Raw genomic sequence first — 26,822 nt, 5'->3', positions numbered from 1 at the left:
GTCTCCGACCTTATTACCATCGGATTTCTAACTACGCTTCCAGGCAACCCACTCGCGGATCGTAGCAACAAGCGACGTTCCGCTCGTCTGCATGCCGAGAAGCACGGCAATGACGATGAACATGCCAACGAAAGCGCCCTGCCAGTTCGAGTCGATGCCGGCCATCAGAAGCGCGTTGCGGATCACCTCGAGGAAGGCCGAGCCTATCACGGCACCGAATGCAGTTCCGTAGCCACCCATCAGGTTGGCACCGCCAATGACGGTGCCGGCGATGACTCGAAGCTCGTAGCCAGTCCCCATCGCGTTAATAGCCGAACCGCTGTAACCGAGGAGCAGCAACGAGGCGATCGAGGCCGTGAAAGACGAAAACACGTACGCCTGGAATTTGATCCAGTCGACTGACACGCCGGTCAGGCGCGCAGCGCTCTCGTTGGAGCCGATCGCATAGAGATGACGGGCCCACGCGGTAAAGACGAAGACGGCGCCGAGGATCAGAGCAAGGATCACCATCACCCAAAAATGCGAAGAAAGTTCTGGCATCCAGTGTGGGGCCCAGCCGGCCGGCGCATGCAGGGGCCATTTCGCCTGGCCAATTGCCCTGACGATCGGCGCGTCCGGACCGAACTTGTACAGCATCTGGTTGCCGGAAAGCACCACGGCAAGCGAGCGCGCGATCGACAGCATACCGAGCGTCACGACGAAGGACGGCATGCCAACATAGGCCACGAAGAAGCCGTTGAAGGCTCCGCAGGCTAGTCCCGCCAAAAGCCCCGCCGCGAAGGCGACGTACCAGGAATACTGCCAGGTCAGCAGCAGTCCGCTGACAATGGCAACGAGCCCCATTACCGAGCCGACTGACAGATCAATCCCTCCCGTGATGATGACCACAGTCATGCCGAGGCTCATGATCGCAAGCGGAGCGAAGTTGCGCGTGATGTTCGTCACGTTGTCCGCGGTGCCGAAGGTCGGCTCCAACCAGGTCATGAAGACCACCAGAGCAAAGAGCGCAGCCGCCACCCAGAATGCCTGACTGGTCATAAAGCGGTGGAGGGCGCCCTGCTCGCGGATGTTGACGATATCGCTGATTGCGGCGTGTGTTTCTTCTATCGCTTTGGCAGAACTAGGCTTCACGGATCGCCCCCGTAATCAGGCCGGTGATCTGCTCGGGCGAGGTCGTCGCGGTTTCCTTGTCGGCCACCTTCGAGCCACGCCGGAGCACAATGATACGATCGCAGACAGTAAACACGTCGGGCATGCGGTGACTGATCAGCATCACCGATACTCCGCGAGATTTCAGCCGACGGATCAGTTCAAGCACCTCGGCAACCTGTCGCACGGAAATGGCCGCTGTCGGCTCATCCATCAGGACGAGCTTGGCATTGGACAACCGCGCCCGGGCTATCGCAACAGCCTGCCGCTGCCCTCCCGACATCTTCTTCACGAGATCGCGGGGCCGCGTTTCCGATTTGAGCTCGTCAAAGAGTTCGCCAGCACGCCTGATCATGGACTGCTTGTCGAGGATGCGGAGCGGCCAGAACCCTTTCTTGATTTCGCGTCCGAGGAAAACGTTCTCCGTGGCCGTCAGATTGTCGGCTAGCGCGAGCTCCTGATAGACAACCTCAATACCTTCCGCCCGGGCCTCGATCGGCCTGTGAAAATGGCATGCCTTGCCGTCAACGACAATGGCGCCCTCCGTAGGCGGGAAGTTTCCGGCAATGAGTTTCACCATGGTCGATTTGCCGGCGCCGTTGTCGCCCATCAGGCCGACCACCTCCCCTGCATCGACCGAAAAGCTGACGTCGTGCAGTGCCCGAATGGCACCGAAGCTCTTCGAGATGCTTCGCACATCAAGTAAAGCCACGCGTTCCCTCCATCGTGCGGTGGCAGCTCTATCCGGCCGCTTCACCTCCCCGATCTACGCAATTAATATTGCACAAGCAGCAATCTCGCAACGTCTATTTCATGTGGTGGACGGCGCCCTCGCATGGACAATCATTACGGCTCGACCCGAAAGCGTGGAAATCGGAGGTGTGAGAGACGACGTCCTGCTTGCTCCACGCGACGCCGTAGCCGCGCCCGCCCCTTACGGGGACAAGCCATGGCGGAATTGCTCAAAGCGGCGCTTCCGGGTGCGGTGATGTATCGTAGGCGCCCCAGATACTTTGATCGAAGTTGATCGTGGCTCCCGTCATCATTCCCGACTCATCGCAGGACAGGAACGCAACGGCCCGCGCAACCTCGATGGGATCGAGCAATCGGCCGAAGGGCTGTCGCCCGGCGACCTCCTCGAGCCACTCCGCAGAGCGGCCATGGTAGACCTGCTGCGTGTTGAATTCGCCTTCCGAGGCCATCCAGCCAATATTGAGACCATTCACGCGGATGCGGTTGCGGAGCAGCGCATGGGCCGTATTTCGCGTCAGCGTGTCGAGCGCGCCTTTCGATGCGCAATAAGCGGCAATGAAGGATTGGCCACCCATCGCCGACATTGAAGAGACGTTGACGATCGTGCCCTGCACTTTGTCGCGGCGCATGAGCTTGATCGTGTGCTGCATCAAGAAAAAGGGTGCACGCGTGTTGACGGCGAAGATCTTGTCAAACAGTTCGGGGCTTGTATCGACGATCGTGCCGCGGCTTGTGTCACCAGCGGCGTTCACCAGGACGTCGACGCGCCCGAACACCCTGTCGGCCTCAGCCACGACTTTGGCGCAGTCCTCGATCTTTGTGAGGTCAGCGCGCACAAATACGACTTCTGCGCCGGTGGCTGCGGCAATCGCATCGGCCTTTGCCTGTCCCTTCGTCTCGTCGCGCCCGCACGTTACGATGCCCTTGGCGCCGCGCTCGGTGAAGAGTTTAGCGATGGCCGCACCGAGCCCCTGCGTGCCGCCCGTGACAATTGCGATCTTTCCATGCATCGAAGTCATGCAAGCTCTCCAACAATCGGTGCGGACGCTCTCAGCCTATCTGTTTCGCCCTGAAACGCGACCTTGCGTAGTTTGACCCTAGTGCGGCTCGACGCCCGCAAGCACGTCCCGTTCAATGTCATGCGATATCGCGGACCTCGACCTTCTTGCCAGTCCTGGCAGATTCGATGGCAGCCTCCGCGAGCATGAGCGCGCGGTAACCGTCGTCGAAAGTCGCCTGGGTCGGCCGACCATCGCGAATGGCGGCAATGAATGCGGCGATCTCGGCTTCGTAGGCCTCCGCGTAGCGCTCGATAAAGAAGTTGAGGTAGGGCTCGGCCGCATCAGTCGTGGTCGCGCTGTAACACTTCAGCTCGTGCGCCTTCTTATTGTCGGAGATGACCATCCCCTCGCTGCCAAACAGCTCGATCCGCTGATCATAGCCGAAGGTCGCGCGTCGAGAGTTGTTGATATGGCACAGCTTTCCATCAGCAGTGCGCATGACCACCATGATGGAGTCGAAGTCGCCAAAATCAGATCCAATGGTGGGATCAACAAGCGTGCTGCCGGTTGCGAACACCTCGGTCGGTTCATCGTTCAACATGAAGCGCGCCACATCAAAATCATGGATCGTCATATCACGGAAGATACCGCCCGAGACGGCGGTGTAACTTCGCGGCGGCAGCCCTGGATCGCGCGACGTGATGACGACCTGCTCAAGCTTACCGATTTTGCCCGTAGCGCAGGCGTCGCGCGCGGCACGGTGCCCGGGATCAAAGCGGCGATTGAAGCCAATCTGAATTGGTACGTTGCAGTGTTCAATCGCCTCGCGGCACGCTCGCACCCGATCGAGACTGAGATCGATCGGCTTCTCACACAAAATCGCCTTGTCGGCCTTTGCCACCAGCTCGATCAAATCGGCATGGGTGGCAGTCGATGTCGCAATGAGAACCGCGTCGGCCTTACCAATCGCATCTTCCACGCTTACGGATACCCCGCAGCCATGCACTCTGGCGACCGCTTCGGCGGCAGCTGTGTTCGGATCGAATACCGTCTCCAGGCGCGCTCCATCCGCCTTCGCAAGATTCCGGGCATGCAAGACACCAATGCGCCCGCACCCGAGCAATGCGAATTTGATCGCCACCATTTCCTCCCATCCCACGCACGTTCGATTTGCTTGCAAGAGTTATTGCAAATATGCAAAAGTGTCAATAATTGTTCGCTGGCGGCGATTCCGCTCCGCCGCCAGGGATGGTGATGCGAGAGCGCGTAAGAGGTCTTTAGCCCGTTCGTCGAGCGGCCAGGCTGTATTGCTGGATCTTGACCTACACAGATGCCTTGCGCTGCGGACTTTAGGGAGGAAGACCTTCCGAACGAGCGCGCAGATGTCGGCATCTGCGCACGATAAAGCCAATTGTGAGAGCACATTCATGCAGGACGTGAAGACACCGGAAGATTATGAGGAATTGATCCGTGTCATCCACGATCGCCACGATGGCATGAGCAAGTCCTATCAAAAGATAGCCGTTTATCTGACCCAGAACCCGAATGATGTCGCGGTCCTGTCGGTAAACGCCATTGCCGATCGCTGCGGCATCCACGCTTCAAGCTTCGTACGCTTCGCCCAGTCGCTTGGCTATGAAGGCTTCAAGGAGCTTCAGGCGTTATTTCAACGGCGCTTGTCGACCGCCGCCCCCGGTTTCGAAGCGCGCATCAAAGCTCTGGAAATCGAGTTGGGCGCCCGCGCCGATCGTAGCGAAGTTGGCTTCCTGCGGGACCTGGTCGTGCGTGATATTGCCTCCCTTCAGGACATGCTCGCGGACATTTCCCCAAAAGCGCTCTCGGAAGCGGTAAACCTCCTTGAAAGAGCCGACTCGGTATTTCTGATCGGCCAACTGCGTGCCGCGCCCGTAGTTGAATTCCTTCGCTACATATTGACCATGCTGGGCAAACGCTGCGTATTGCTCGACGCGAGCGGCGGACTCGCGACCCACATAGCGCGCACGATCCGCAAGAAAGACGTGCTCCTGGCGGTGTCGTTCCGATTCTACGCAAACGAGGTCGTCAACGTCGTGGAGGAAGCCGGGCGCGATCGAATTCCCATCATCGCGATATCGGACAGCACGCTGTCTCCGCTGGCAAAGAGCGCCCGCGTTCTGTTCGCGGTTCCGGAGCATGAATACACGTTTTCGCGTTCACTTGCCGCTCCTATGTGCCTTGCCCAGGCTTTGACGATAGCGCTGGCAGCGCGACTACAGAAGAACGACGTCAATCCGCGGATTCCAACGGTTACTGGTCAGTAGAACAACTCGAACTGGCTTACGCTTTGGTCAATTGCACGAACGTCGTACGACGACCTCGGGCGACGTAGCTCGAACCGATTAGTTCTTGGCACCGCGCGGTGGATCGGCCCGACACCCTTTCCAGCCTCGCTTCCGGCGATGCGCCGTATAGGCAGTAGCGCGTCAGAAAACCAGCCGTCGATCGGTTACAGGGGTAACTCGCACCATGTCGGGCGTTGGATGGCGAGCACGTGGACGGGATGTGATGGTTTGCGGTTGTCCGGTCAGGGCGGCCGTTTCAATTGCGAGCAGTGCGCGCAAGTCCGCCAACCCCTCCTCGCCATCAGCCTCGGGAGGCGTTCCGGCCTTGATGCAATCTGAAAAATATTCGACCTGCGCGCCAAAATGGTCGATTTGCGGAAACTGGGTTTCACGGACCTCACCGTCGCGGCACAGGCGTAGTCTTGTTGCAGTCTCGAACCTGAAGCCAGGATCGAGTTCGAGATCGCCCAACGTTCCAATCACCCTATAAGCGTCGACGGCGGCCGCTCCGAAGCTGGCGACGAATTGCGCCAAACCGCCCGACGGAAAACGCAGCAAGGCCGCGACCGACGCTTCCACCTCGCGAAAACGGGGGTCATCGTTTGGTCGATGCACCATTGCCATGGCCTCGATTGGCTCTTCGGCAAAGATATGACGAGCTGCATTGACGCAATAGACACCGATGTCCTGGAGCGGTCCACCCCAACTCGCAGCTTTGAGTCTGTGGTTCCCTGCCGCAGCCTGGAAACTGAAAACCGATTGAAAGAAGAGCGGTCGACCGATCGCGTCGTTACGGATGTGTTCGAGGGCCGCGACAGTTCCGGGTTCGTTGTGAAGCCTGTACGCGGTCATCAGAAACACGCCGGCTTCGCGTGCTGCAGCGATCATGGCGAGAGCATCTTGTTCGCTCGTTGCTAGCGGCTTCTCGACCAGGACGTGCTTGCCGGCTCGAGCCGCGCGAATAGCGTAATCCGCATGCAAGTGGTTGGGCAGAGCAATATACACCGCGTCGACGTCAGAGCCTCTCAAAAGGGCATCGTATCCGTCATAGTCGACGATCTGGCCAACACCATAGAAATCTGCCAAACGGGCGGCCTTGTCCCGATCGCCGGTCACGATCGCGGTAACCCTTGAGTTTTTGGACTGTCCGACACCCGGTAAAAAAGCTTGTTGCGAGATCCAGCCCGCGCCTACAACTGCATACTTGATCATCACATTTCCCCTCCAGAGTTCACGCTGGTTCGCGTGCGGGGCCGGTTCCCTCCTGCCTCGTTCGCTTCTGTCAGTCGTACAGCGCAGGACGCGGTCCATATTTCAGGGTTGCTACGCCATTTCCGGCAAGCGCCTCAGCGACTTGCTCTGCGATGGCCGAGGCGACATAGCCGTCCCATGCACTCGCGCCGACCGACACTCCAGTCTTTACAGCGCTGACCCATTCAGCCATCTGCCTGCGGTAGGCCTCCTCAAACCGCGGCACCCAATTGTCCGGATACGAATGACCACCGGATCTGTCTCTGTTCACGAGCGTAAGCGATGCCGGAGCCAGCGCCACCGTGCCTTGCCGCCCGACCAGTTCGACATGGACGTGATAGCCGTAGCTGGCGTTCACGAACACCTCGGTCGAAACGATCTCATCCTTGTCGGTTTTCATCGTGATCATGAGCGGTTCGCCGCCAGGCCCCGCCTCCACGTGCACAGAAACCATCTCCGACCCCAAAAGCCAACGGCTGATGTCGATCTCGTGGACGAACGAATTCGTGATGGCCATCGAACCATTGAACCACTCCGGCGCGCGAACGTTTCGGTGCACGTTGTGCAACAACACGGATCCGCCCAGTTCACCGGTACCTTTGACGCGCTTGATCTCCCGATAGCCGGGGTCAAACCGGCGCATGTATCCGACCTGGATGAGTCTGCAACCCAATGTGACTTCGGCCTGCACCACGTCCAGGGCATCCGCTGCCGAAGACGCCAAGGGCTTTTCGCAGAGAACAGGCTTCCCCGCCCTAATGCAGGCAAGTGTTAGCGCCGCGTGTGTGGCATCGGGAGATGCAATCACTATAGCGTCGATCTGATCCGATGCGATTAGCGATTGAGGATCCGAAAAGACGGTTGCTCCAGAGGCCACGGCCTGCGCCCGAGCCGCGTCGGCGTCAAAAATCCCGGCAAGATGAGCACCGGGGGTCTCGTGTCGGAGTATCCGAGCATGCTCGGCGCCCATTACACCTGTGCCGATGACTCCTATCCCAATGCTCATTTCATCTTCCCTCGCGACTTCGCGCAAGGATGACCCCGCCGGGGCAGCGCGAGACCCGAGCGCTTCCTCGGGTACGGCGACACCCGATCCGTGCGGTTCATTGCACGACCTCGTATCCAGCGAGCGCCATCAAGCGCATCAGTTCCACGTGGCCTTTCTTGGCCATGGCGAGCGGCGGGCTAATCTTCGGATCCTGCTCTGCCTCGACCACGAACCACCCCTCGTAGCCGTAGGACGAGAGGTGGGCGATAATCGCGGCAAAGTCGAGCGAGCCGTCTCCCGGAACGGTGAACGCTCCTTTCACCACCGCGTCGAGGAAGCTCTCCCGCCTTCGGTCAAGCTTGTCGATGACGTTGCTGCGGATGTCCTTGGTATGCACATGGCTGATGCGGGAATGATGTTTGTCGATGACACGCAAAACATTGCCGCCGGAAAAAGCCATATGGCCAGCATCGAACAACAGCGGTAACGCCTCACCAGAATTCGCCATGAGCAGGTCGAGTTCAGCTTCGGTCTCGATCGCCGCAGCCATGTGGTGATGGTAAGCGATCGGCATTCCCTGGCCGGCACACCACTCGGCGAAAACCGTCATCTTGCGTCCATAGGACTTCATCTCCTCGTCCGAAAGCCTGGGTTTGGTATCGAGAGGTGCGGAGCGAATGCCCTGGATCGAACGCGCAGTTTCGCCGTAGACGATGCAGGGCGCCTTGGCCGCAATGAAGAAATCCATCTGGGCGCGAATGCGATCCTTTTCCCGCTCGATGTCACCGTCGAGCAGAAGGCCAGAGAACCAGCCGCCGCAGACGGAAATGCCGAACCGGGCGAGTATCGGCCCGAGTTCTTGCATATTCATGGGGAAGCGCCGCCCAGTCTCCATTCCCGTAAAACCGGCAACACTCGCCTGGCGCAAGCACTCCTCCAGACTCACGTCATCGGACAGCTCTGCAAGATCGTCATTCCACCAGGCAATGGGGGCAATTCCAAGTTTCGCCTTCATGGCTCATCATACCCCGATGCGCTGCTTCGCGCGGATCTCGTCTTGCTGCTTGCGCGCGCTTCGAACCGTCTCGCGAGAGGACACTTGGGGCACGCCCACGTCCCAGTCGGCGTCGCCAGGAACCCACGAATACGCGTCCGAGACGATCGAAAGCACGGTGGTGCGGTCATTGCCTTTGGCCCATTCGAGCGCGGCAACAAGGTCGGCAACGCTCTCGCAACGCCGAGCAGCCGCCCCCATGGACTCGGCATGCTTGGCAAAATCGACGTGAGGAGGATTGTCGCGATTCTGAATTCGACAGTCGGTCAACAAGTTGTTGAAGCCTGGCACGCCTTTGAATTGTTGCAACCGGTTGATCACCGCGAACCCGCCGTTGTCACAGACCACAACGATCATCTTGTGACCGCTTAGAACCGTCGAGTAGATGTCCGAGTTCATCATCAGATACGTGCCGTCGCCAACCATCACGATCGGCGTGCCGCCGAGTCCGCCGGGCCCGGAATTGGCCATCGAATGGCCCCAACCTGCGGCAACCTCATAGCCCATGCAGGAAAAGCCGAATTCAAGGTCGAAGGTGTTCGGCGCCTTGACGCGCCAGCCTTTTGCCACTTCGCCTGGCAGGCCGCCGGCGGCTGAAATCAAGGTATCTTTCTCGCCGGCCGACGCATTCACCGCGTGGACTATCTGCGCGTAGGTCGGCACTGGAGCGTTGCTGGGTGCCTGCAATGACTCGAGCAGCGCGTCCCACTCCTTAAAGAGCATCTGAGCACGCGCCATGTGGGCGGGGTCGACGCGCCATGCGCCGAGCGTTGCATCGAGTTCTTCAATCGTCTCCCGCGCGTCGCCGACCACCGTCAGCGCACGATGCTTCACCGCATCGAACCTGGCCGCGTTGATCGAGATGAAACGCGCGTCCGGGCTGAAAGCGGTCCATGATCCCGTCGTGAAATCCTGAAGGCGCGTACCGACCGCAAGGATAACATCGGCCTCGGCTGCGAGCGCATTCGCTGAGGTCGAGCCGATAATTCCGATCGGCCCCGCATGGGCCGGGTGATAGTGGGTCACCGCGCCCTTGCCCGCGATCGTCTCCACAATCGGAATTCCACGCTTCACCGCAAAATCCGCGACCGCGTTTCCCGCCAGCGAGTAACGCACACCGCCGCCGGAGATGAGGATCGGCTTCCTCGCGGTCTTGAGCAGCGCGGCTGCGTCAGCGAGTTTCTGACGATCGGGACGCGGGCGCGGAATGGCCCAGGTTCGAGGCTCGAAGAAGACCTCAGGGTAGTCGAAGGCCACTTCCTGGGTGTCCTGTGGTAGCGCGAGAAAGGCCGGGCCGCAGTCAGCCGGATCTAGCATGGCGGCCACGGCCTGCGGGAGCGAAGAGATAATCTGCGCGGGATGAGTGATCCGATCCCAGTAGCGCGTGACCGCCTTGAAGGCGTCGTTCACGGTGACGGTCGGGTCGCCAAAATGCTCGACTTGCTGGAGAACTGGATCCGGCAACCGGTTGGTGAACGTATCGCCAGCCATAAGAAGGAGGGGCAAGCGATTTGCGTGGGCTGTTCCCGCCGCCGTCACCATGTTCAAAGCGCCGGGACCAATGGACGACGTCGCTACCATGATTTGCCGCCTAAGCTTGGCCTTGGCGAAGCCGATAGCCGCCAACGCCATCGACTGCTCGTTCTGTCCGCGGAAGGTCGGCAGACGATCCTGAATCGCCTCCAGGGCCTCGGACAGGCAGGTCACGTTCCCATGACCAAAAATGCCGAAGACGCCGGCGAACAGGGGCACGCGAACACCGTCGATTTCAGTGAACTGTTGAGTCAGCCATCGCACCAGGGCCTGGGCCATGGTGAGGCGGATCGTGGCGGCGATCATGCGGTCTCCTCCCTCGACGGTTTGTGAGGAACATAACCTCGCGCACTGAATATTGACAATAGTCTTTTTCTGCAACAATTATTGCCGCCGATGTCTTCCGATCAGGACGTGCTCGATTTTTCGTAGGTCGCCTTAACTCCGACCTATCGTGAACAGGGATTTCCGACATGACCAAACCGAAGCTTCGCATCGGCCTCATCGGTAGCGGATTCATGGGTAAGACCCACGCTTTCGGTTACTCCATCGCCGCGCGTGTCTTCGACCTACCCTTCGAGCTGGAACTACATACGATCGCGGACATTAGCGACGAGGCGGCCGTGAAAGCGGCCTCGGCTCTGGGCTTCGCACGCGCGACCTCGGACTGGCGCGCGCTCGTGGCGGACCCAGCTATCGACGTCGCGAACATCACCACGCCCAACGCACTTCACAAGGAAATGGCCCTGGCTGCGATTGCTCGGGGCAAACATGTGTATTGCGAAAAGCCGCTGGCGCCGCTTGCGACAGACTCCCGCGAAATGGCCGACGCCGCCGAAGCGGCCGGCGTAAAGACGCAAGTCGGTTTCAACTATCTTTGCAACCCCATGCTTGGCCTCGCACGCGACATGATCGCGGCGGGAGAGCTCGGCGAGATACGCGGCTACCGCGGAGTCCACGCCGAGGACTACATGGCGGACAATGCTGGGCCGTTCACCTTCCGGCACGAAGCGGTGGGAGGCGGCGCGCTGGCCGACATTGGCAGCCACGCGTTGGCCACGGCCGAATTCCTGTTGGGGCCGGCTGCGGGACCGATCACTCGCGTCATGGGCGATTGCATCACGATGATCAAGGAACGTCCAGATGGCAAAGGCGGCCGGAGGCGCGTCGAAGTCGATGATGTCGGCCGAGCTTTCCTCCGTTTCGCGAGCGGCGCCTCCGGCTCGATCGAGGCAAACTGGATTGCGACAGGGCGGAAGATGCAACACGACTTCGAGGTCTATGGCAGCAGAGGCGCCCTCGCCTTCAGCCAGGAACGCTTCAACGAGTTGCATTTCTTTTCGACCGACGACGACCGTGGCCGTCAGGGATTCCGCCGGATCGAGGCAGGCCCGGATCATCGGCCATACGGCCTGTTCTGCATCGCGCCAGGCCACCAACTTGGTTTCAACGACCTGAAGGCGGTCGAGGTCGCGTGCTATCTGGACGCTATCGCAGGACGTCGATCGGAGCCATTCAGCTTCCGCGCTGGCCTGCGTATTCAAACGCTCGTCGAGACCATTCACGCCTCAAGTCGCGCCGGAGCGTGGAAGGACGTGCCCTGAGAAGGCTCGAGCACTCGCTCCAGCCCATCATGGCCAATTGATCGAGCTCCAGGCAACGAAAGGCCGCCAGATCCTGGAGTAACGGTTAAGCCGCGACCGGGGTTCGTCCGCGCTCAAAGACGAAGTCACGATACCCCGCCTGCGCGACGGCGACGCAATACTCCCGATACTTTGGAAATCCGCCGGTGAAGAGCGTGAGCCCTAGCGGCTTGTCCTTGACGTTGGCGCCGAGATACCAGGTCTTCGCCTTGTTCAGCAAAGAGCGCTGCGCGATCCTGACCACGAGCTCCATCCATCCATCTTCCGCCGCTTTGGTCGGCTCGACGGTGGCGAGGCCGTGATCGGCCATGTGCGTGATCAGGTTCGCAATCCAGTCAACGTCGTTCTCGCTGATCCTGACGATGTTGGCCAACGCTGCCGGACCGTTCGGCCCCGTGGTCATGAACAGGTTCGGGAAACCTTCCATCATAAGGCCGAGATAGGACCTCGCACCGTGTTTCCATTTATCGTTGACCTTGCCGCCACCGCGGCCGACGACATCGAACGCCGTTAGCGCGCCGGTCAGCCCATCATAGCCGGTCGCGAGAATCAGCATGTCGAGCTCGGTTTCGCCCGTCTCGGTTCGCACGCCCTTCTCAGTGATCGCGAGAATGGGATCGGCAACGCAGTCCATCAAGTGGACATTGGGCAGATTGAAGGTCTCATAGTATTCGGTGTCGAGGCATGGGCGGCGGGCGAAGATGGGATAGCCGCGCGGCTTGAGCTTTTCCGCCGTGACGGGGTCCTTGACGACCTCGCTGACCTTGCCTCGCACGAATTCGGCGACATGCTCATTGGCCTCTTCGTTACTCAGTAGATCTGTGAAAGTCCCGAGCATTGCAAGGCCGCCGGCCTTCCAGGCGTCTTCCATGAGCTCGCGACGTCGTACCGGCGTCACGCTGAAGAAGGCGCGGGTGGTCCAAGGGCGCACCCCGCCATTCGGGCTGCTGCGGGCAGCCTCGCGAAGGCCGGCGTAATTGCGCTTGACCTCGGCGACGTAGTCCGCCTCCAGCTTCTGGTTGCGCATCGGCATGGTGAAACTTGGCGTGCGCTGGAAGACGAAGAGCTCGTCGGCCTTCCGACCAACTTCCTGTACGATCTGGATGCCGCTCGATCCCGTGCCGATCACGCCGACGCGCTTGCCGGCAAAGCTCACCGGATGATGCGGCCACTTGCCCGCGCGCAACAGCTCGCCCTTGTAGCTCGTAACCCCCGGAATCTGGGGATCCATGGGGACGGATAGCGGTCCGGTGGCCATCACGCAGTAGGTTGCCTCGACCGTCCCGCCGCGATCCGTCGTGACCCTCCAGAGCTTGCGCGTCTCGTCCCAGATCGCACTGGTGACGCGAGTGTTGAATTGATAGTGCTTGCGCAGGTCGAGCCGGTCGGCCACGAAATTGAAATAGGCGAGAAGTTCCGGCTGGGACGCGAATTCCTCTGACCACGTCCATTCCTGCTCGATCTCGGGAGAGAACGAATAGCTGTAGTCAACGCTCGGAAGGTCGACCCGCGCGCCCGGATAGCGATTCCAATACCACACGCCCCCGACATTGCCACCCGCTTCGAACGCCGCGAGCTTGAGGCCCATTTCCCGAAATTTGTACACGGCGTACAAGCCGCCGAAACCAGCCCCCACGACGACGATGTCCAGGCGTTGTGCCCCCATCTCAGAGTTGCTCATCTCGGGCATTTCCTCGCTTGCATCGTTTAGGTTGGAGCGGCGATTGGCGATGTGCCGCATGCGAAATCGCCTGTGCTGGACTGCGGCCTTGCCTTGAAAACCATCTCATGAGTTCTACAGCACCACTACCGCTTTGATGGCATGTGGCTTCAGTTTCACATCTATGAAAGAGAATGAGCGCGTCACGAGACCTGTACGGGGCGTCGAACGTCACGCCCTGCCGAGATGTATCAGCAATCACCGCCCACTCGCTTGTCATCAATCGCTCGTGGTGCTCGCATCGCCGACGTCGCCGAACGCAGTCCAGCCGCCGTCGAGATAGAGGATCGACCCGTTGATGTAGGACGCCTCCGCTGACGCCAGGAAATAAGCTGCGTTCGCGACCTCCGCCGGCTCGCCGAAGCGGCCGAGCGGAACACGCCGCCGGATCCGCGCGCTGTCGATGCGACCCGACGCCCGCAATGCGGCCACGCCCGGCGTGTTGATATAGCCCGGAGCAATGGTGGCGGTGCGCAGCCCGGCAGGACCAAGTTCAGCCGCCATACATCGCGTCAGAATGTCGATGGCCGCCTTCGAGGCGCCGTAGGCGTGGCGCGGCGCGAACGGCATGAACGTGTTGATCGAGCCGAGATTGAGAATGAAGCCGCCGCCACTCATCTGCTTGATCGCTTCGCGGGCGCAGAGAAATGCGCCGATGACATTCACCTCCAACACCTTATCGAGATCAGCCGCAGACTGGTCGAGCGCCGGCACAAAACTGTCGGCCACCGCCGCATCGTTGACCAGCACGTCGATGCGAGCAAAGCGCTGCCTGATCGCGGCAAACAGCGCCAGCACGTCCTGCTCCGACGAGACATCGAGTGTGAATGCCATGTGCTTCGTGCCGAGCGCACGCACCAGGTTGGCGGCGCGATCGCCATCCTTGTCCGCGATGACCACGGTGTCGCCGCCGGAGGCAAATCGCCGAGCGATCGCTTCGCCGATCCCGTTGGCGCCGCCGGTCACCACCACGATGCGCTCCCGCGACGACCGCTCGGCCGTCGCCAGTTCGGCGTCCGGCGTCCCGATGACGGGTGGATGCGCATCGCCCGGCTGATTGAAGGATTGCCAGCCGCCATCGACGGCGAGAACCGCCCCTGTCACGTAGCCTGCCTCCGGCGAGGCGAGGAAGCGCGCCACGGCCGCGATCTCGTCCGGCCGTCCCATGCGCCCGAGCGGAATGCGCCGCCGAACCAGATCGAGATTCGCCTTGCCTGAGCGCTCGAGCTCCGCGACCATCGGAGTGCGGACATAGCCCGGCGCAATCGCCACGACGCCAATGCCATGCTTCGCCCATTCGCAGGCAAGCGACCGCGTCGCCGAGATCAATCCAGCCTTGGACGCCGCATAGGCGTTGCGCTTCGGATTGCCGAGCACGCCCGCCAGCGACGCGATGTTCACGATGACACCGCCGAGCCCCATCATGCGTCTCGCCACCTCGCGCGCGAGCACGAAGGGGCCGCACAGGTTGACGCTCAACGCCTTGCGAAAAGAGGCGACGTCCGTGTCGACAGTCGCTGCCATGGTTGGTCCGAGTGCGGCGTTGTTGACGAGGACGTCGATCCGCCCAAATCGCTGCTCGATCGCGGCGACGAGGCCCACGACTTCGTCTTCGGAAGCCACATCGCAGTGGAACGCCACGTGCTCGCCGCCGAGTGAAGCCGTGACGTTGACGACGTCGGTGCCTGGCAGGTCGACGGCCACGATGATATCGCCGTCCCGATGGAACGCTTCGAGTAGCGCACAGCCGACGCCGCCGGCCGCTCCGGTGATCACGACGACGCGCCTTGGCTTTTGCATTATCGTTTTTCCCTCGCCGCGATGGCATACATCTTACGTGCGGCGGGCCTCGGCCAGAATTTCATGGATAGGATCGTTCGGGTGCGGCGCTCCGATCGGCATGCGCGGGCCAAAACGCACCTCCTCGCTCTCGGTTGGCACCGCCTGCTCCTCAACCCAGTCGAACGCCACGATGCGCCGCGCGACGCGCCACTCACCACCACGCTTCTCGAAGAGATCGCAATAGCGTCCGGCTATGAGAAATTGCCGCACGATCCCGTCCTTGCCTGGACCACGCTGCAGGGCAAGAAAATAGGTCTCGACCGCGGCACGCGCCGGCCCGACGCGTTCAATCAAGATGTTACCGACCTGATGGACGTTGCGCGCGCCGCTCTTGAACACCTCGCGGGCCCAGAGAAAGAAGCCCTCGACCGGTCCGGAATAGACGCCGTGTCGATCGGTCGCATCGGGCCAATAGGAGCTTCGCAGCGTGGCTTCGTCGGCTCGGTCGATCCCCCGGCAGTAGCGGTAGATGCAATCGCGGATCGCCTCCCGGTCCAAGAACTCGGTCAGCTTTGCTTCGTCGGCCATATTTCCCTCTGCTTAACCACTAGCCGTCAATCGCGAGACGCGGCGCTGCACGGTACCAGCAACGCGTCGAGAGGCATGACGCCCTCGCCGCGTGGCATCACTAGAACCGGGTTGAGGTCGATGCTTTCGATCACGCTGGCATTGTCGGCAGCAAATTGCGAAAGGCCCGACAGCATCGCCGCCAGCGCATCGACGTCGGCCGGCGGCGCACCACGCACGCCTTCCAACACGGCAAAGCCTCGAATCTCGCGGATCATCCGCTGCGCCTCTGCGACATCGAACGGCGCAACGCGAAAGGTCACGTCCTTGAGTACCTCGACGAGAATGCCGCCGAGCCCGAACATCACTACAGGACCGAAGGACGGATCCCGCACCACCCCGACAATGGTCTCTACGCCTCCCCTGATCATTGGTGAGACGACGACACCATCGATCCGCGCGTCGGGCCGCTTGTCACGCGCACGGGACAGGATGGTGCGGGCGGCTTCGCGGGCCTGCGCCTCGTCGCGGGGACCGACGATCACTCCACCGATCTCGGTCTTGTGTGCGATGTCCGGCGATGAGATCTTCACCACCACCGGAAAGCCGATTGCCGCGGCGGCCGTGCCGGCATCCTCATCCGGTCGCACCAGCGCTTCCTTCGGAAACGCAATACCGGCCGTCTGCAACAGCGATTTCGCTTCGTGCTCGCTGAGCGGGCCATCCGACGGCGCGATTCGCGACGCAACGGTCGAGGCCGTGCGCGCATGCTTCGCCGCGTCGAAGCTGCGGCGAAACCAGACCAGCGCCGCCAACGCGTTCACCAGGGCAGAGCCATCCTCGAAGATCAGAAAGCCGTCGTCCTCATAGGCGCGGACGATCTCCGGCGGCGCCGACATCGACAGCGCCAAGACGCGGCCTTGATGCCCGGCCGTCGCAGTCCGCAACACTTGGCGCAGCGAGGCCGAAAAAGTGGGGCTCGCCGGTCCGCTGCCGAAAATGCCGGCGAAGAGGTGATAGCCGCCCTTCTCGAGCATTGCGGCAATATAGCTCGTCATCAGCGGGAGATCAGTGAGCGCTTGCGCCGTCGCGTCCACCGGATTGCGCGGCGATGCGTAGGGCAGCATCGCCTTCAGCTCATCCTGCGCCGCCTCGGGCATGGGCGCGACGTCGAGCCCGCACGCCGATGCGTCGTCGGCCATCTGAATGCCGAAGCCGCCGGACAGCGTGAAGATGCCGAACCTGTTGCCGGCGGGATAAAGCCCCCGTGCGCAGGCATAGGTCACGTCCAGGTGCTCCGCAGTGGTCCGCGCGCGATAGGCACCATATTGCCGCAACACCGCATCGAACACGGCATCCGATCCCGCCAGCGCCGCGGTGTGCGAGCTAACCGCTTGGGCGCCAACATCGGAGCGGCCGACCTTCAGAAAGACAAGGGCTTTTTCTTTCGCCCGCGCAACCTCCAGCGCCTCGATGAAAGTATCGCGATCGCGAATGCCCTCCGCATAGGCCATCACGACCCTGACTTCGGGTTGTTCGATCACCCAACGCAACGCTTCCGCGACGTCGATATCGCATTCGTTTCCGGTCGTGATCCATTGCCCGATGCCGAGGCCGCGCTGGCGCGCCAAGTGGGCAATGTGGGAGCCATAAGCTCCGCTTTGCGAGACGACGGCGACCGGACCTGGTTCGACGAATGCAGCATCAAGGATCGCCGAGAATGTTCCGTAGTAGCCCATGCCAGCGTTGAACAGTCCGAGACAATTCGGGCCGAGCACGCGCATGCCGCTCTCGCGGGCGATGCCGGCGATCTGGTCCTGTGCGAGACGTCCCTGCTCGCTCGCCTCAGCAAAGCCGGCCGAGAACACCACGGCCGCCTTGACCTTGCGATCCGCGCAGTCTCTCAGCGCCTGAACCGTGCCCTGCGCCGGCACTGCGAGGATGGCGACGTCCGGCACTTCCGGAAGCGCTGCGACCGAGTCGTAGGACCTGATCCCCTGGACGGTGTCCCGCTTCGGATTGACCGGATAGACAGCGCCCTTGAAACCGCCTTCGCGCAGATAGCGCAAGGGACGGCCGCCAATGCGCGCAACATCATCAGATGCTCCGATCAGGGCGATGGATCGTGGCTTGAAGAGAGGATCGAGCGAGGCTGGATGATAGCGTATCAAGGCATGTTCTCAACTGGAAGGGATTGGCTGGAGCCCGAATTGCGCTTCAGGTAGGCCGGTCACGCCGAGGCCGTCGATCGCGAACAGAAAGCCACCGTCCGGGTGGTGCGAGACGGCGCGTCCCGATCCTGAATCCTTGATCGAGGTCACGTAGAGCGTTGACAGATCAGGACCGCCGAAGGCAACCGATGAGGGCAAGTCGGTCGGCGCGTCGATCAGGCGATCGAGCGCGCCCTGCGGGGTGAAGCGCGCGATCTTGCCCACCTGCACGAGCGCGACCCAAAGGCAGCCTTCGCAATCGACCGTCGCCCCGTCGGGCCCCGACTGATATGGCGCGGTGTCGATGACAATCCGCGGTTCCGGATCGAACGCGTCGCCCGACTCGGAGCTATAGGCGCGGATCGCCCGATCGAGGCTATCGGCGAAGTACATGGTGCGGCCGTCGGGGCTGAAGCAGAGCGCATTCGAAATGCGAATATCGCGGGCAAGCACCGTGTGCGCTCCGCTGGCGTCGATGCGAAAGAGCTGCCCCAGCGGCTCGGCATGCACGCCCATCGTGCCGCAGAGAAACCGCCCCCAACGATCGACCTTGCCGTCATTGAAGCGCACGCGCGGATCGCACGGATCTGGCCGGAACAGCGGTGTCAGTTCGCCTGAGCCGAGATCGAGCCGGTAGATGCCATCCGCGAGCGCTGCGACGAGAGTATCGCCCTTGGCCAGTCCGACCGAGCCGATCATGGACGGCACATCCCAGTGCCGCCCGATCCCGCGCTCGGGTTCAAAGGCGTGGACCCGGCGCGAGACACCATCGACCCAGTAGAGCCGCTGCCGCGTGACATCCCAGACCGGGCTTTCGCCAAGCTGTGCGGCCGTCGCTGATATCTTGCTCACTTGGAGCGCCATCAAGGGAATTCCGGCTAAGTTTCGTCTCGTGTCATCTCGCGAAGTTGGGGTATGCAAGCGGGTGACGGGTCACGCCGGCCCGCCGCCGCGCTTATTGCGTCTTCAGGAGATCGCAGGCGCTCTCGGCTGTCGGCCGCCAGGCGTCATCGGCAGGAATTGTGTCGGTGATCTCGTAGTAGTCGTAAGGATACTTCGACTCGGTCGACGTCTTGATACGAGCGGCATAAAGCGGCCGCATCACCTGACCGTCGGCACGGATGCTGACATTCTTCATCTCAAAGTCATTGATTGGCGTGCTCTTCATCTGTCGCATCACCGCCTCGCCGTCGTCGGTCTGCGTCGCGGCAATTGCCTTGAGATAGTGCGTCACAGCGCTGTACGTGCTCGCCTGCGCCTCGTTCGGGACCCGGCCGTTGAACGCCGCCTGATAGCGCTTTGCGAAGGCGCGCGTCTCATCTGTTTTATCCCAGTAAAAGGGCGTCGTCAGGCGTACGTTCTGCAGCGGCTGCAGGCCGATGCTATGTGTTTGATTGATCATCAATCCCAGTGGGGCAAGCTGCTGCTTCTGCGTGAGCCCGAATTCCTGGGCCTGCTTCATGGCATTGGCGAAGTCCGAACCCGAATTCGCCAGCGCGATGACCTTCGCTCCGCTCGATTGGGCCGTCAGCAGGAACGAGGAGAAGTCAGAAGAATTGAGCGGATGCAGGACGGAACCTACGACCTTGCCGCCGTCGGCCTTGATGAAGTTCGTGGTGTCGGCCTGCCAGGCCTTGCCGAACGAGTAGTCGACGGTGACAAAGAACCAGGTATCCAACCCCCGCGCCAACAATGATTTCACCGTCGCCTTCGGCAGCGCATAGGTGTCCATCGTCCATTGCGTCGTCATCGGCGAACATTTTTCGTTGGTAAACACCGAAGCCGCCGTTCCCGCCAGGAGATAGGGCTTCTTCCGGTTCTTCATGACGTCCTGCACGCCGAGCGCAATCGAGGAGGCCGAGCATCCGACGATCGCATCCACGCCTTCATTGTCTAGCCAACGCAACGCAATAGAAACGCCGATGTCCGGCTTGTTCTGGTCGTCGGCCACGACGAGCTCGACCTTCTTGCCGTTGACGGCACCGCCAAAGTCGCTGATCGCAAGTCGCGCGGCGACAACCGAACCCGGCCCGCAATTGTCGGAGTAAGGACCGGTCTGGTCGTTCATGACGCCAATCTTGATGACGTCTCCGGAAATCCCCTGCGCCAAGACCGGTGACGTGGCAAACGCTATTGCACCCGATAGGATCGCCATGACGGCGAGGTAGGCAGCCGACAGTCTCATTTCTTCCTCCCTATAGCCCGCGGATCTGCCCGGACCTTCTTGTTGTTGCGGGCGACCAAGATCGATTGATGTGCGCTCAAGAGAACGCGTAGGTAATTCCTCCATCGACGAACAACATGTCGCCGGTGATGAAGCTCGCCTCGTCGCTTGCAAGAAAGACTGCTGCATTCGCCACGTCGCGCGGTTCGCCGAGCCGCCCGATCGGCACACGCGCCCGGCGTCGCTCCCACGCCTCCTCGCTAACGACGAGATTGGCGCCATCGGTCGGTGTCGGCCCCGGCGCGATCGCGTTGACTCGGATTCCGCGTGGACCGAATTCGGCTGCGGCGGAGCGTGTTGCGCCCGCCACCGCGGCCTTCACCGCGCTGTACATCACACCATTCGCCATCGCGAGCACGGCAGACGGCGATCCGATGTTCACGATGGCTCCGCCGCCGGCTGCGGTCATTGGCGCCAGCACCGCCTGATAGCCCCAGATCACACCCTTCAGGCCGACATCGATCATCCGGCCGACCATCTCCTCGGTCTGCTGCTCCAGCGGGCCGTAACGATTCCACATCGCGTTGTTGACCAGGATGGTCGGCGGACCAAATGCCTCGACAAGACGGTCCACCGCGGCAAAAACGGCGGCTCGCTCGCCGGCATTGCCGACGATCGCAGTAGCCCGGCCGCCATCCGCGACAATGGCGTGCGCTGCGGCCTCCGCCACGTCGACCTTCAGATCGAGCACCCCGACCGCTGCGCCCTCGCGGGCAAAGGCTTCCGCGATGGCCCGGCCGATGCCTCGCCCTCCGCCCGTGACGAGCGCCACGCGCCCCTGCAACCTGCCGCTTCCCACGACGCCCTCTCCAGCTCGGCCACTCTTTCGTGTTCTTGGCCTTGACTGGAGGCACCTTGTCATGCGCAGTTGGGTCAAACAAAATATAATTCATTTGTGAAGCCGACTTTCACATCCGTGAATTTTAGCGGCGATGGGGATGCGAAGCATGCAGGCGGCGGTCACGAAATCCGCAGCGATACCGGGTGGACCATCCACCGTGAAGTCAGCATTACGCGCGCTGGAGATCCTCCAGTTCTTCATGAACGTTCGACAACCGCGCGCGATGTCCGAGATCGGTCTCGCGCTGGGTTATCCGCCGTCGAGCACGACCGTTCTGCTCAAGACACTCGTCGGCATGGGCTATCTGAACTACGACCGGCGCATGCGCGTCTACTTCCCGACACCCAAGGTGACATCGCTAGGCGATTGGATTCCACGGGCTCTGTTCGGCAACAGCCGGACGATCGAAGCCATGCATGACGTGCACGCGGCCACCGGCGAAACCGTTTCGATCGGCACGACGAACGATGTCTACCTTCAATACGTCAAGATCGTGCAATCGATCCACCCGCTTCGCTTCCACGTCGACGAGGGGACGCTGCGCCCGCTGACTCAATCGGCATTGGGCTGGCTCTTGATGTCCACGATGTCGGACGAGAAGGTCGACAACATCATTCGCCGTGCGAACATTGCAACGCCCAACGCATCGGATCGCGTGAAGCTGCCCGAGATGATGACTCGCATTCGACAGCTCCGCGGCAAGGGATATTGCTCTGCCGAAGACATTCCCATTCAGGGCGGCGCGACGATCTGCGTCCTGCTGCCCGTGACGATCCAGAATCAGCCCATGGTCATCGGCCTCGGCGGTGCCGCCGAGCGGATCCGCCAGAATTTCAATCGTTACCTCGCCGTCCTGCAGCGGGCGGCGAGGTCGGTCAAGACGGACGACCAGTTCGACAAGCTGATCGACGTCGAGTTCTGACGCAACATTCAACCGGGAAGCCGGAGCACGGCCTTGGCGAGGATGTTGCGTTGAATCTCGTTGGAGCCGCCGAAAATTGCCGGCGAACGCGAGTCGAGAAAGAGGTTCATCGCATCGATCTCGACATCCCCCGCGATGAGATCGTCGGCAAGCCGCGCCTCTTCGCCTGCGACCATGAGCATTTCCTCGGTGATCCGCTGGTAGAGCTCGGTCGTGAAGATCTTGAGAGCAGAGACATCGGCGCCGAGTTCTCCGCCGGCCCGCAGAACCTTCGCATAGCGCTCGAAGGCGGATCCTAGATCGTAGAGGTCGAGCCGCAGGCGTGCGAAGCGCGACATGAACGCGGGATCTTCGAACGCATCACGGGCTTCCGCAAGCCGTCGCAGACGCTCCAGCGCATATTCAGGGCGCGTCGGCGCCCCCAGAAAGATGCGTTCGTGGCCAAGTACCGACTTCGCGACGGTCCAGCCTTCGTTGACCCTGCCGACCAGGTTGTTCAGTGGCACACGCACATTGTCGAAGAAAACCTCGCAAAAGTCGGCCTCGCCACGCAGATTTGCAATCGGTCGGACGCGAACACCAGCCGAGGTCAGGTCAAGCAACAGGACCGTGATACCCTTCTGGCGCACCTTGGCATCACGTTCGGTCCGAACGAGAACGAAGATCCAGTTGGCGCAATGGGCCAGCGTCGTCCATATCTTCTGTCCGTTGACCACGAACTCATCGCCATCCAGCACCGCTGATGTCTTCAGGCTTGCCAGATCAGATCCCGCGTTGGGTTCGGAGTAGCCCTGACACCAGACGTGCTCGCCGGATAGGATACGCGGCAGGTAGTGAGACTTCTGCTCTTCGGTGCCGTACTCGATGAGGAGCGGACCGACTAGCCCGATGCCATGATCCGGAATTCGTGGACAGCCGAGCCGTCCCCATTCCTCGACATAGATCATGTGCTTGGCCGCCGAAAGGCCCATGCCGCCATACTGCTGCGGCCAGGTGGGCGCCAGCCAGCCCTTGGCGGCCAGCGCATGATACCACTCGGCGACCTCGTTGAAGAGCGGACGCTGCTTGCGCATGTAGCGCAGATGGACCGGGCAGTTCTGGTCCACCCACGCGCGAAAGATCGACCTGAACTCCTCGTCGGGAATGTCGTTCCAGTCGGCCGCCATCAAAGCACATCCTTGAAGATCGGGGTGCGCTTCTCCATGAACGCCCGCATCGCCTCCTTGGAATCCTCGTGCTGCGTCATCTCCACCGTGAGGTTTTGCTCGAAGCGATAGCCGTCCTTCAAGCCCATGGTCTCGACCGTATTGATCGCTCGCTTGGCGAGCTTGAGTGCCATCGGGCTCTTTTTTGCGATCTCGGCAGCCATCTTGAGGGCGGCCGGCATCAGCTCTTCCCGAGGCAGGCAGTCCTCGATGATGCCGCGGCGATAGAGCTCGGCCGCCGGCACCCGGTAGCCGGTCAGCACCATACGGCGCGCCAGCGTATGCGGAATGATGCGCATCGTATGCCGCACCCCGCCCATCAAGCCGACGTCGATCTCCGGCAAGCCGAACACCGCGTTCTCGGACGCCATGATGATGTCCGAACAGAGCGCGAGGCCGAGGCCAGCGCCCAGCGCCGGGCCGTTCACGGCGGCGATCACCGGCTTGTTGGACTCGATGATGCAGAATCCAACCTCGCGCGCCCGCCGCAGATGGCGATACGTGTCGCCTGGCACCGCTCCGACCTTACCGCGCGACTTGATGTCGGCTCCTGCCGAAAAAGTCTTTCCGGCACCGGTCAAAACGATCACCCGTACCGTCGGCGTCTCGTTCAATTCGTCGAAAACCGTGATGAACTCCTCGACAAACTCCTTGGATTGCGCGTTCACTGGCGGCGCATCCATCGTCACGACCGCAATGTGATCCTTGATTTCCGTCTTGATCAGATTGTTATCCATTAGGTCCTCTCGCGGCGGTAGCCGCTTTCGCGTTCGACAAACTCCAGGCGCAGCTGTTCAGGCTGTCCCAGCATGGCATTGAGATTGATGGTGCGCTTCAGATAGAGGCCGATATCGCACTCGTCGGTGTAACCCATGGCGCCATGGAGATGCACCGCGCGGCGGCAGATCGAGAATGCGGCTTCGCCCGCTCGCGCCTTGGCCGCCAACACTGCCAGCTGCGCCGCGTCGTCATCGTCCGCCTGCACTGCATCGACCGCGTTGACCACGGCAGCGGCTGCGAATTCCGCCTCGATCCACATGTCGACCAAGCGGTGCTGGATGGCCTGGAAACTGCCGATCGGCTTGCCGAACTGCACGCGATCGCTGGTATAGGCAATCGTGAGCTCGAGCGCTTTCGACGCGACGCCGGTCAACTCGGCCGCGAGCGCCAGCCGCGTATGCAGAATCGCCTGACGGAGAAGATCCTCGGATCGGTTCGCGCGCGACAGGATACGACCCGCCGGCACGGCGCAATCGGATAGCGAGATGGTCGCAAGCGCACCGCCATCAACCGCGGCCCGTTCCGATATCGTCACCCCGTCCGCATCGGCGGCGACGCTCAGAAGCATGACGCCGTCGGCATCCTGGGCGACCACAAGGAAATCCGTTGCGGAACGCGCAGCATCGATGAAGCGTGCTTCGCCGGACAGCACGATGCTGCCATCGGTGTAGCGTGCGACAATCGACTTCGCACCGGGCGTCCATGCCGGCACCGCGACAATCTCGCCGCCGGCCAATCCGGCAGCCAGGCGGCTGCGCTCTGCGCCTGGCGAAGCACCGCCGAGCAGCGTCGCGGCAAAGACCGAGGCCGTTCCGGTCGGTTCGGCGATCAAGGCGCGGCCCAGCGCCTCGCTGAGGACAGCCTGCTCGCGCAACCCGAGACCCGCGCCGCCGCATTCTTCGGGCAGCAACAGCCCGATCCATCCGGCTTCCGCCATTGCGGACCAGATCAGCGGATCCATGGTCCCGCCACGCCCGCGTTTTTCGCGCATGGCCTTTGCACCTGGAAAACGCGCGGCAAAACCGGTGACGCTGTCGCGAAGCATCACCAGCGTACCGTCGGGATCGTCGAGCATCAGTTCGGGCATGGTCTCTGCTTTTCGGTGACGCCAGCGCCGACGTTAGGTCGGCAATGCGTGGTCTTTGAACAGTTCGCGCAACTTGGTCTTCTGCAGCTTTCCGGTCGCGGTGTGCGGCAACTCGTTCACGAAGACGACATCGTCGGGAAGCCACCATTTCGCGACGCGGCCGGACATGTAGTCCAGGATGTCCTCGCGAGCGGGATCGGTGTCCGGTTTTCGGACCACGACCAGGAGCGGCCGCTCCTGCCATTTCGGATGCGGCAATCCGATGACCGCCGCCTCCTGCACGGCCGGATGGGCGACCGCGACATTCTCGAGGTCGATCGAAGAGATCCACTCGCCGCCGGATTTGATCACATCTTTCGAGCGATCCGTGATCTGGATGTAACCGTTGGGATCGATGGTCGCGACGTCTCCCGTCGCAAACCATCCCTCAGCATCCAGCACTCCCCCGCCCTCGCCCTTGAAATAGCCCGACGCAACCCAAGGCCCGCGCACCATCAGGTTTCCGGCACTTACGCCGTCATGCGGCAGCGGCGCTCCGTCTTCGCCTACGATCCGGAGTTCGACGCCGTAGATCGCGCGCCCCTGCTTGCACTGGACAGATACTTGGTCGGCGACCGGCAAATCGCGATGAACCGGCAGAAGATTGCCGATCGAGCCCAGCGGGCTTGTTTCGCTCATGCCCCAGGCATGGATAACGAAAGCACCGAAGATACTGCGGAATTTCTCGATGATGCTGCGCGGCGCGGCGGATCCCCCGACGACTACACGCTCTAGTTTGATCGCGGAAAGATCGAGCCCCGGGTTTTCCTCGACGTACTTGAAGAAGCCGAGCCAAACGGTCGGCACGCCGAGCGAGAAGTTACAGCCTTCTTGCGCCGCCAGTTCGTAGACACTCCCGCCGTCCAGGGCAGGACCGGGCAGCACGACCTTGGCCCCGCACATCGCAGCAGCATAGGGAATTCCCCAAGCGTTCACGTGGAACAAGGGCACGACGAGAAGAACGCTGTCACCGCTGGACAGTTTGAGACCATCGCTCGCGCAGGCGACAAACGAATGTAGGATGGTCGAGCGATGACTGTAGAGCACCCCCTTCGGGTTGCCGGTCGTGCCGGATGTGTAGCAGAGCGACGACGCTGTTCGCTCGTCAAACACTGGCCAGGTCAGGATGTCGTCTTCCCCTTCGACGAGCGACTCATAGCAGAGGCAATCGGGAAGCTGGATCGGGAGGTGCGCCTCGTCCGTCATCGCCACCAGATGCGCGACGGTGACCAGATTGAACCGCAGCTTCTGAACGAGATCGGCGAAAGTGATGTCGAACAGCAGCACCCGGTTTTCGGCGTGATTGATGACGTAGTCGATCTGCTCGGGAAACAGGCGCGGGTTGACGGTGTGAAGCACCGCGCCGATGCCGGATACAGCGAAATAGAGCTCCATATGACGATGGGTGTTCCAGGCGAGCGTCGCGACACGATCGCCTGGCCCGACGCCGAGTTTGATCAGCGCCTTTGCGAGCTTTGCAGCGCGCGACCGCAACCCGGCATAATCGCTACGATGGAACGTTCCCTCGCAGGTCTTGCTCACGATCTCCGTTTTGGGATGAAAACGTGCCGCATGCTCGATCAGGCTCGAGATCAATAACGGTCGATCCTGCATCAATCCAAGCACTGAGCCGCCTCCTCCGTAACCCCAGCTGCGGGCGGCCCTTGTTTGATCTTGCCGTCCTCTCCCGGACATTTCTTGGTGGAGGTGCACACTGTCAAACGAAACGATCCGCGCGAAGGCGAATTTCAC

Annotated in this window: 22 protein-coding genes; 3 read left to right on the top strand and 19 right to left on the bottom strand. The window is 61.6% G+C overall.

Annotated features, from left to right (window positions below):
- Nucleotides 1-27: 27 nt before the first annotated feature.
- The 4 genes from SO140_RS21500 to iolG form a co-directional block, all read right to left on the bottom strand.
- The gene (locus SO140_RS21500) at nucleotides 28-1,131 is read right to left on the bottom strand and encodes an ABC transporter permease (protein WP_449379899.1); all 1,104 of its coding nucleotides are present in this window, start codon (nucleotides 1,129-1,131) and stop codon (nucleotides 28-30) included.
- Nucleotides 1,121-1,906 (bottom strand): ATP-binding cassette domain-containing protein, encoded by a 786-nt coding sequence (locus SO140_RS21495; RefSeq protein ID WP_449379898.1) that lies wholly within the window; start codon nucleotides 1,904-1,906, stop codon nucleotides 1,121-1,123. Before SO140_RS21495 ends, SO140_RS21500 begins: the two co-directional genes overlap by 11 nt.
- A gap of 205 nt (nucleotides 1,907-2,111) precedes the next feature.
- The gene (locus tag SO140_RS21490; RefSeq protein ID WP_449379897.1) at nucleotides 2,112-2,921 is read right to left on the bottom strand and encodes an SDR family oxidoreductase; all 810 of its coding nucleotides are present in this window, start codon (nucleotides 2,919-2,921) and stop codon (nucleotides 2,112-2,114) included.
- 118 nt (nucleotides 2,922-3,039) lie between these two features.
- Nucleotides 3,040-4,047, bottom strand: coding sequence for an inositol 2-dehydrogenase (gene iolG, locus SO140_RS21485; RefSeq protein ID WP_449384417.1), 1,008 nt, complete (start codon nucleotides 4,045-4,047; stop codon nucleotides 3,040-3,042).
- Nucleotides 4,048-4,330: 283 nt separating this feature from the next.
- On the opposite strand from iolG, the gene SO140_RS21480 reads away from it, so the two are divergent.
- Complete coding sequence (locus tag SO140_RS21480; RefSeq protein WP_449384416.1) at nucleotides 4,331-5,203, top strand: MurR/RpiR family transcriptional regulator; 873 nt, start codon at nucleotides 4,331-4,333, stop codon at nucleotides 5,201-5,203.
- A gap of 162 nt (nucleotides 5,204-5,365) precedes the next feature.
- Here the strand turns inward: SO140_RS21480 and SO140_RS21475 are convergent, their stop codons facing one another.
- The 4 genes from SO140_RS21475 to iolD all read right to left on the bottom strand — a co-directional run bounded on the left by SO140_RS21475 (nucleotide 5,366) and on the right by iolD (nucleotide 10,356).
- Nucleotides 5,366-6,436 (bottom strand): Gfo/Idh/MocA family protein, encoded by a 1,071-nt coding sequence (locus SO140_RS21475; RefSeq protein ID WP_449384415.1) that lies wholly within the window; start codon nucleotides 6,434-6,436, stop codon nucleotides 5,366-5,368.
- A 70-nt stretch (nucleotides 6,437-6,506) separates the two neighbouring features.
- The gene (locus tag SO140_RS21470; RefSeq protein ID WP_449384414.1) at nucleotides 6,507-7,481 is read right to left on the bottom strand and encodes a Gfo/Idh/MocA family oxidoreductase; all 975 of its coding nucleotides are present in this window, start codon (nucleotides 7,479-7,481) and stop codon (nucleotides 6,507-6,509) included.
- Between the two features lie 97 nt (nucleotides 7,482-7,578).
- Nucleotides 7,579-8,478: a myo-inosose-2 dehydratase gene (gene iolE / locus SO140_RS21465; protein ID WP_449384413.1), complete on the bottom strand. Its 900-nt coding sequence runs from the start codon at nucleotides 8,476-8,478 to the stop codon at nucleotides 7,579-7,581.
- Between the two features lie 6 nt (nucleotides 8,479-8,484).
- A complete protein-coding gene (gene iolD, locus SO140_RS21460) occupies nucleotides 8,485-10,356 on the bottom strand; it encodes a 3D-(3,5/4)-trihydroxycyclohexane-1,2-dione acylhydrolase (decyclizing) (RefSeq protein ID WP_449384412.1) in 1,872 nt (623 codons plus the stop codon).
- Between the two features lie 167 nt (nucleotides 10,357-10,523).
- Between iolD and SO140_RS21455 the strand changes: the two genes are divergently transcribed.
- A complete protein-coding gene (locus tag SO140_RS21455) occupies nucleotides 10,524-11,654 on the top strand; it encodes a Gfo/Idh/MocA family protein (RefSeq protein ID WP_449384411.1) in 1,131 nt (376 codons plus the stop codon).
- An 85-nt stretch (nucleotides 11,655-11,739) separates the two neighbouring features.
- Here SO140_RS21455 and SO140_RS21450 read toward each other — a convergent pair whose 3' ends face one another.
- The 7 genes from SO140_RS21450 to SO140_RS21420 form a co-directional block, all read right to left on the bottom strand.
- Nucleotides 11,740-13,374 (bottom strand): flavin-containing monooxygenase, encoded by a 1,635-nt coding sequence (locus SO140_RS21450; protein WP_449384410.1) that lies wholly within the window; start codon nucleotides 13,372-13,374, stop codon nucleotides 11,740-11,742.
- Nucleotides 13,375-13,632: 258 nt separating this feature from the next.
- Nucleotides 13,633-15,213 (bottom strand): SDR family oxidoreductase, encoded by a 1,581-nt coding sequence (locus tag SO140_RS21445; protein WP_449384409.1) that lies wholly within the window; start codon nucleotides 15,211-15,213, stop codon nucleotides 13,633-13,635.
- A gap of 33 nt (nucleotides 15,214-15,246) precedes the next feature.
- Nucleotides 15,247-15,783: a nuclear transport factor 2 family protein gene (locus SO140_RS21440; RefSeq protein ID WP_474798949.1), complete on the bottom strand. Its 537-nt coding sequence runs from the start codon at nucleotides 15,781-15,783 to the stop codon at nucleotides 15,247-15,249.
- 26 nt (nucleotides 15,784-15,809) lie between these two features.
- Entirely contained in the window at nucleotides 15,810-17,933 is a 2,124-nt protein-coding gene (locus SO140_RS21435; RefSeq protein WP_449381313.1) for an acetate--CoA ligase family protein, read from the bottom strand.
- Between the two features lie 9 nt (nucleotides 17,934-17,942).
- Nucleotides 17,943-18,836: an SMP-30/gluconolactonase/LRE family protein gene (locus SO140_RS21430; RefSeq protein ID WP_449381312.1), complete on the bottom strand. Its 894-nt coding sequence runs from the start codon at nucleotides 18,834-18,836 to the stop codon at nucleotides 17,943-17,945.
- A 91-nt stretch (nucleotides 18,837-18,927) separates the two neighbouring features.
- Nucleotides 18,928-20,157, bottom strand: coding sequence for an ABC transporter substrate-binding protein (locus tag SO140_RS21425; RefSeq protein WP_474798952.1), 1,230 nt, complete (start codon nucleotides 20,155-20,157; stop codon nucleotides 18,928-18,930).
- 76 nt (nucleotides 20,158-20,233) lie between these two features.
- The gene (locus SO140_RS21420) at nucleotides 20,234-20,995 is read right to left on the bottom strand and encodes an SDR family NAD(P)-dependent oxidoreductase (RefSeq protein WP_449381311.1); all 762 of its coding nucleotides are present in this window, start codon (nucleotides 20,993-20,995) and stop codon (nucleotides 20,234-20,236) included.
- Between the two features lie 148 nt (nucleotides 20,996-21,143).
- On the opposite strand from SO140_RS21420, the gene SO140_RS21415 reads away from it, so the two are divergent.
- A complete protein-coding gene (locus SO140_RS21415; protein WP_449381310.1) occupies nucleotides 21,144-21,959 on the top strand; it encodes an IclR family transcriptional regulator in 816 nt (271 codons plus the stop codon).
- Nucleotides 21,960-21,967: 8 nt separating this feature from the next.
- Here SO140_RS21415 and SO140_RS21410 read toward each other — a convergent pair whose 3' ends face one another.
- The 4 genes from SO140_RS21410 to SO140_RS21395 are packed head-to-tail and all read right to left on the bottom strand — an operon-like array spanning nucleotide 21,968 to nucleotide 26,696.
- Nucleotides 21,968-23,125 (bottom strand): acyl-CoA dehydrogenase family protein, encoded by a 1,158-nt coding sequence (locus SO140_RS21410; RefSeq protein ID WP_449381309.1) that lies wholly within the window; start codon nucleotides 23,123-23,125, stop codon nucleotides 21,968-21,970.
- A complete protein-coding gene (locus tag SO140_RS21405) occupies nucleotides 23,125-23,901 on the bottom strand; it encodes an enoyl-CoA hydratase/isomerase family protein (RefSeq protein ID WP_449381308.1) in 777 nt (258 codons plus the stop codon). The genes SO140_RS21410 and SO140_RS21405 overlap by 1 nt, the downstream gene beginning before the upstream one ends.
- Entirely contained in the window at nucleotides 23,901-25,031 is a 1,131-nt protein-coding gene (locus SO140_RS21400; RefSeq protein ID WP_449381307.1) for an acyl-CoA dehydrogenase family protein, read from the bottom strand. The genes SO140_RS21405 and SO140_RS21400 overlap by 1 nt, the downstream gene beginning before the upstream one ends.
- Nucleotides 25,032-25,064: 33 nt before the next feature.
- The gene (locus SO140_RS21395) at nucleotides 25,065-26,696 is read right to left on the bottom strand and encodes a 3-(methylthio)propionyl-CoA ligase (RefSeq protein WP_449381306.1); all 1,632 of its coding nucleotides are present in this window, start codon (nucleotides 26,694-26,696) and stop codon (nucleotides 25,065-25,067) included.
- Between the last annotated feature and the right edge of the window lie 126 nt (nucleotides 26,697-26,822).

It is taken from the genome of Bradyrhizobium sp. UFLA05-108, from assembly GCF_059803455.1.
The sequence above is the reverse complement of the archived record's forward strand: the minus strand, read 5'-3'. Positions and strand labels throughout refer to the sequence as shown.

Excerpts from the sequence above, each read along its gene's own strand:
- SO140_RS21450 (WP_449384410.1), bottom strand. The coding sequence starts at position 13,374 with ATGAGCAACTCTGAGATGGGGGCACAACGCCTGGACATCGTCGTCGTG.
- SO140_RS21430 (WP_449381312.1), bottom strand. The coding sequence starts at position 18,836 with ATGGCGCTCCAAGTGAGCAAGATATCAGCGACGGCCGCACAGCTTGGC.
- SO140_RS21475 (WP_449384415.1), bottom strand. The coding sequence starts at position 6,436 with ATGATCAAGTATGCAGTTGTAGGCGCGGGCTGGATCTCGCAACAAGCT.
- SO140_RS21470 (WP_449384414.1), bottom strand. The coding sequence starts at position 7,481 with ATGAGCATTGGGATAGGAGTCATCGGCACAGGTGTAATGGGCGCCGAG.
- SO140_RS21405 (WP_449381308.1), bottom strand. The coding sequence starts at position 23,901 with ATGGATAACAATCTGATCAAGACGGAAATCAAGGATCACATTGCGGTC.
- SO140_RS21400 (WP_449381307.1), bottom strand. The coding sequence starts at position 25,031 with ATGCCCGAACTGATGCTCGACGATCCCGACGGTACGCTGGTGATGCTT.
- SO140_RS21480 (WP_449384416.1), top strand. The coding sequence starts at position 4,331 with ATGCAGGACGTGAAGACACCGGAAGATTATGAGGAATTGATCCGTGTC.
- SO140_RS21440 (WP_474798949.1), bottom strand. The coding sequence starts at position 15,783 with ATGGCCGACGAAGCAAAGCTGACCGAGTTCTTGGACCGGGAGGCGATC.
- SO140_RS21490 (WP_449379897.1), bottom strand. The coding sequence starts at position 2,921 with ATGACTTCGATGCATGGAAAGATCGCAATTGTCACGGGCGGCACGCAG.
- SO140_RS21445 (WP_449384409.1), bottom strand. The coding sequence starts at position 15,213 with ATGCAAAAGCCAAGGCGCGTCGTCGTGATCACCGGAGCGGCCGGCGGC.
- SO140_RS21410 (WP_449381309.1), bottom strand. The coding sequence starts at position 23,125 with ATGGCGGCCGACTGGAACGACATTCCCGACGAGGAGTTCAGGTCGATC.
- iolG (WP_449384417.1), bottom strand. The coding sequence starts at position 4,047 with ATGGTGGCGATCAAATTCGCATTGCTCGGGTGCGGGCGCATTGGTGTC.
- iolE (WP_449384413.1), bottom strand. The coding sequence starts at position 8,478 with ATGAAGGCGAAACTTGGAATTGCCCCCATTGCCTGGTGGAATGACGAT.
- SO140_RS21455 (WP_449384411.1), top strand. The coding sequence starts at position 10,524 with ATGACCAAACCGAAGCTTCGCATCGGCCTCATCGGTAGCGGATTCATG.
- iolD (WP_449384412.1), bottom strand. The coding sequence starts at position 10,356 with ATGATCGCCGCCACGATCCGCCTCACCATGGCCCAGGCCCTGGTGCGA.
- SO140_RS21415 (WP_449381310.1), top strand. The coding sequence starts at position 21,144 with ATGCAGGCGGCGGTCACGAAATCCGCAGCGATACCGGGTGGACCATCC.
- SO140_RS21425 (WP_474798952.1), bottom strand. The coding sequence starts at position 20,157 with ATGAGACTGTCGGCTGCCTACCTCGCCGTCATGGCGATCCTATCGGGT.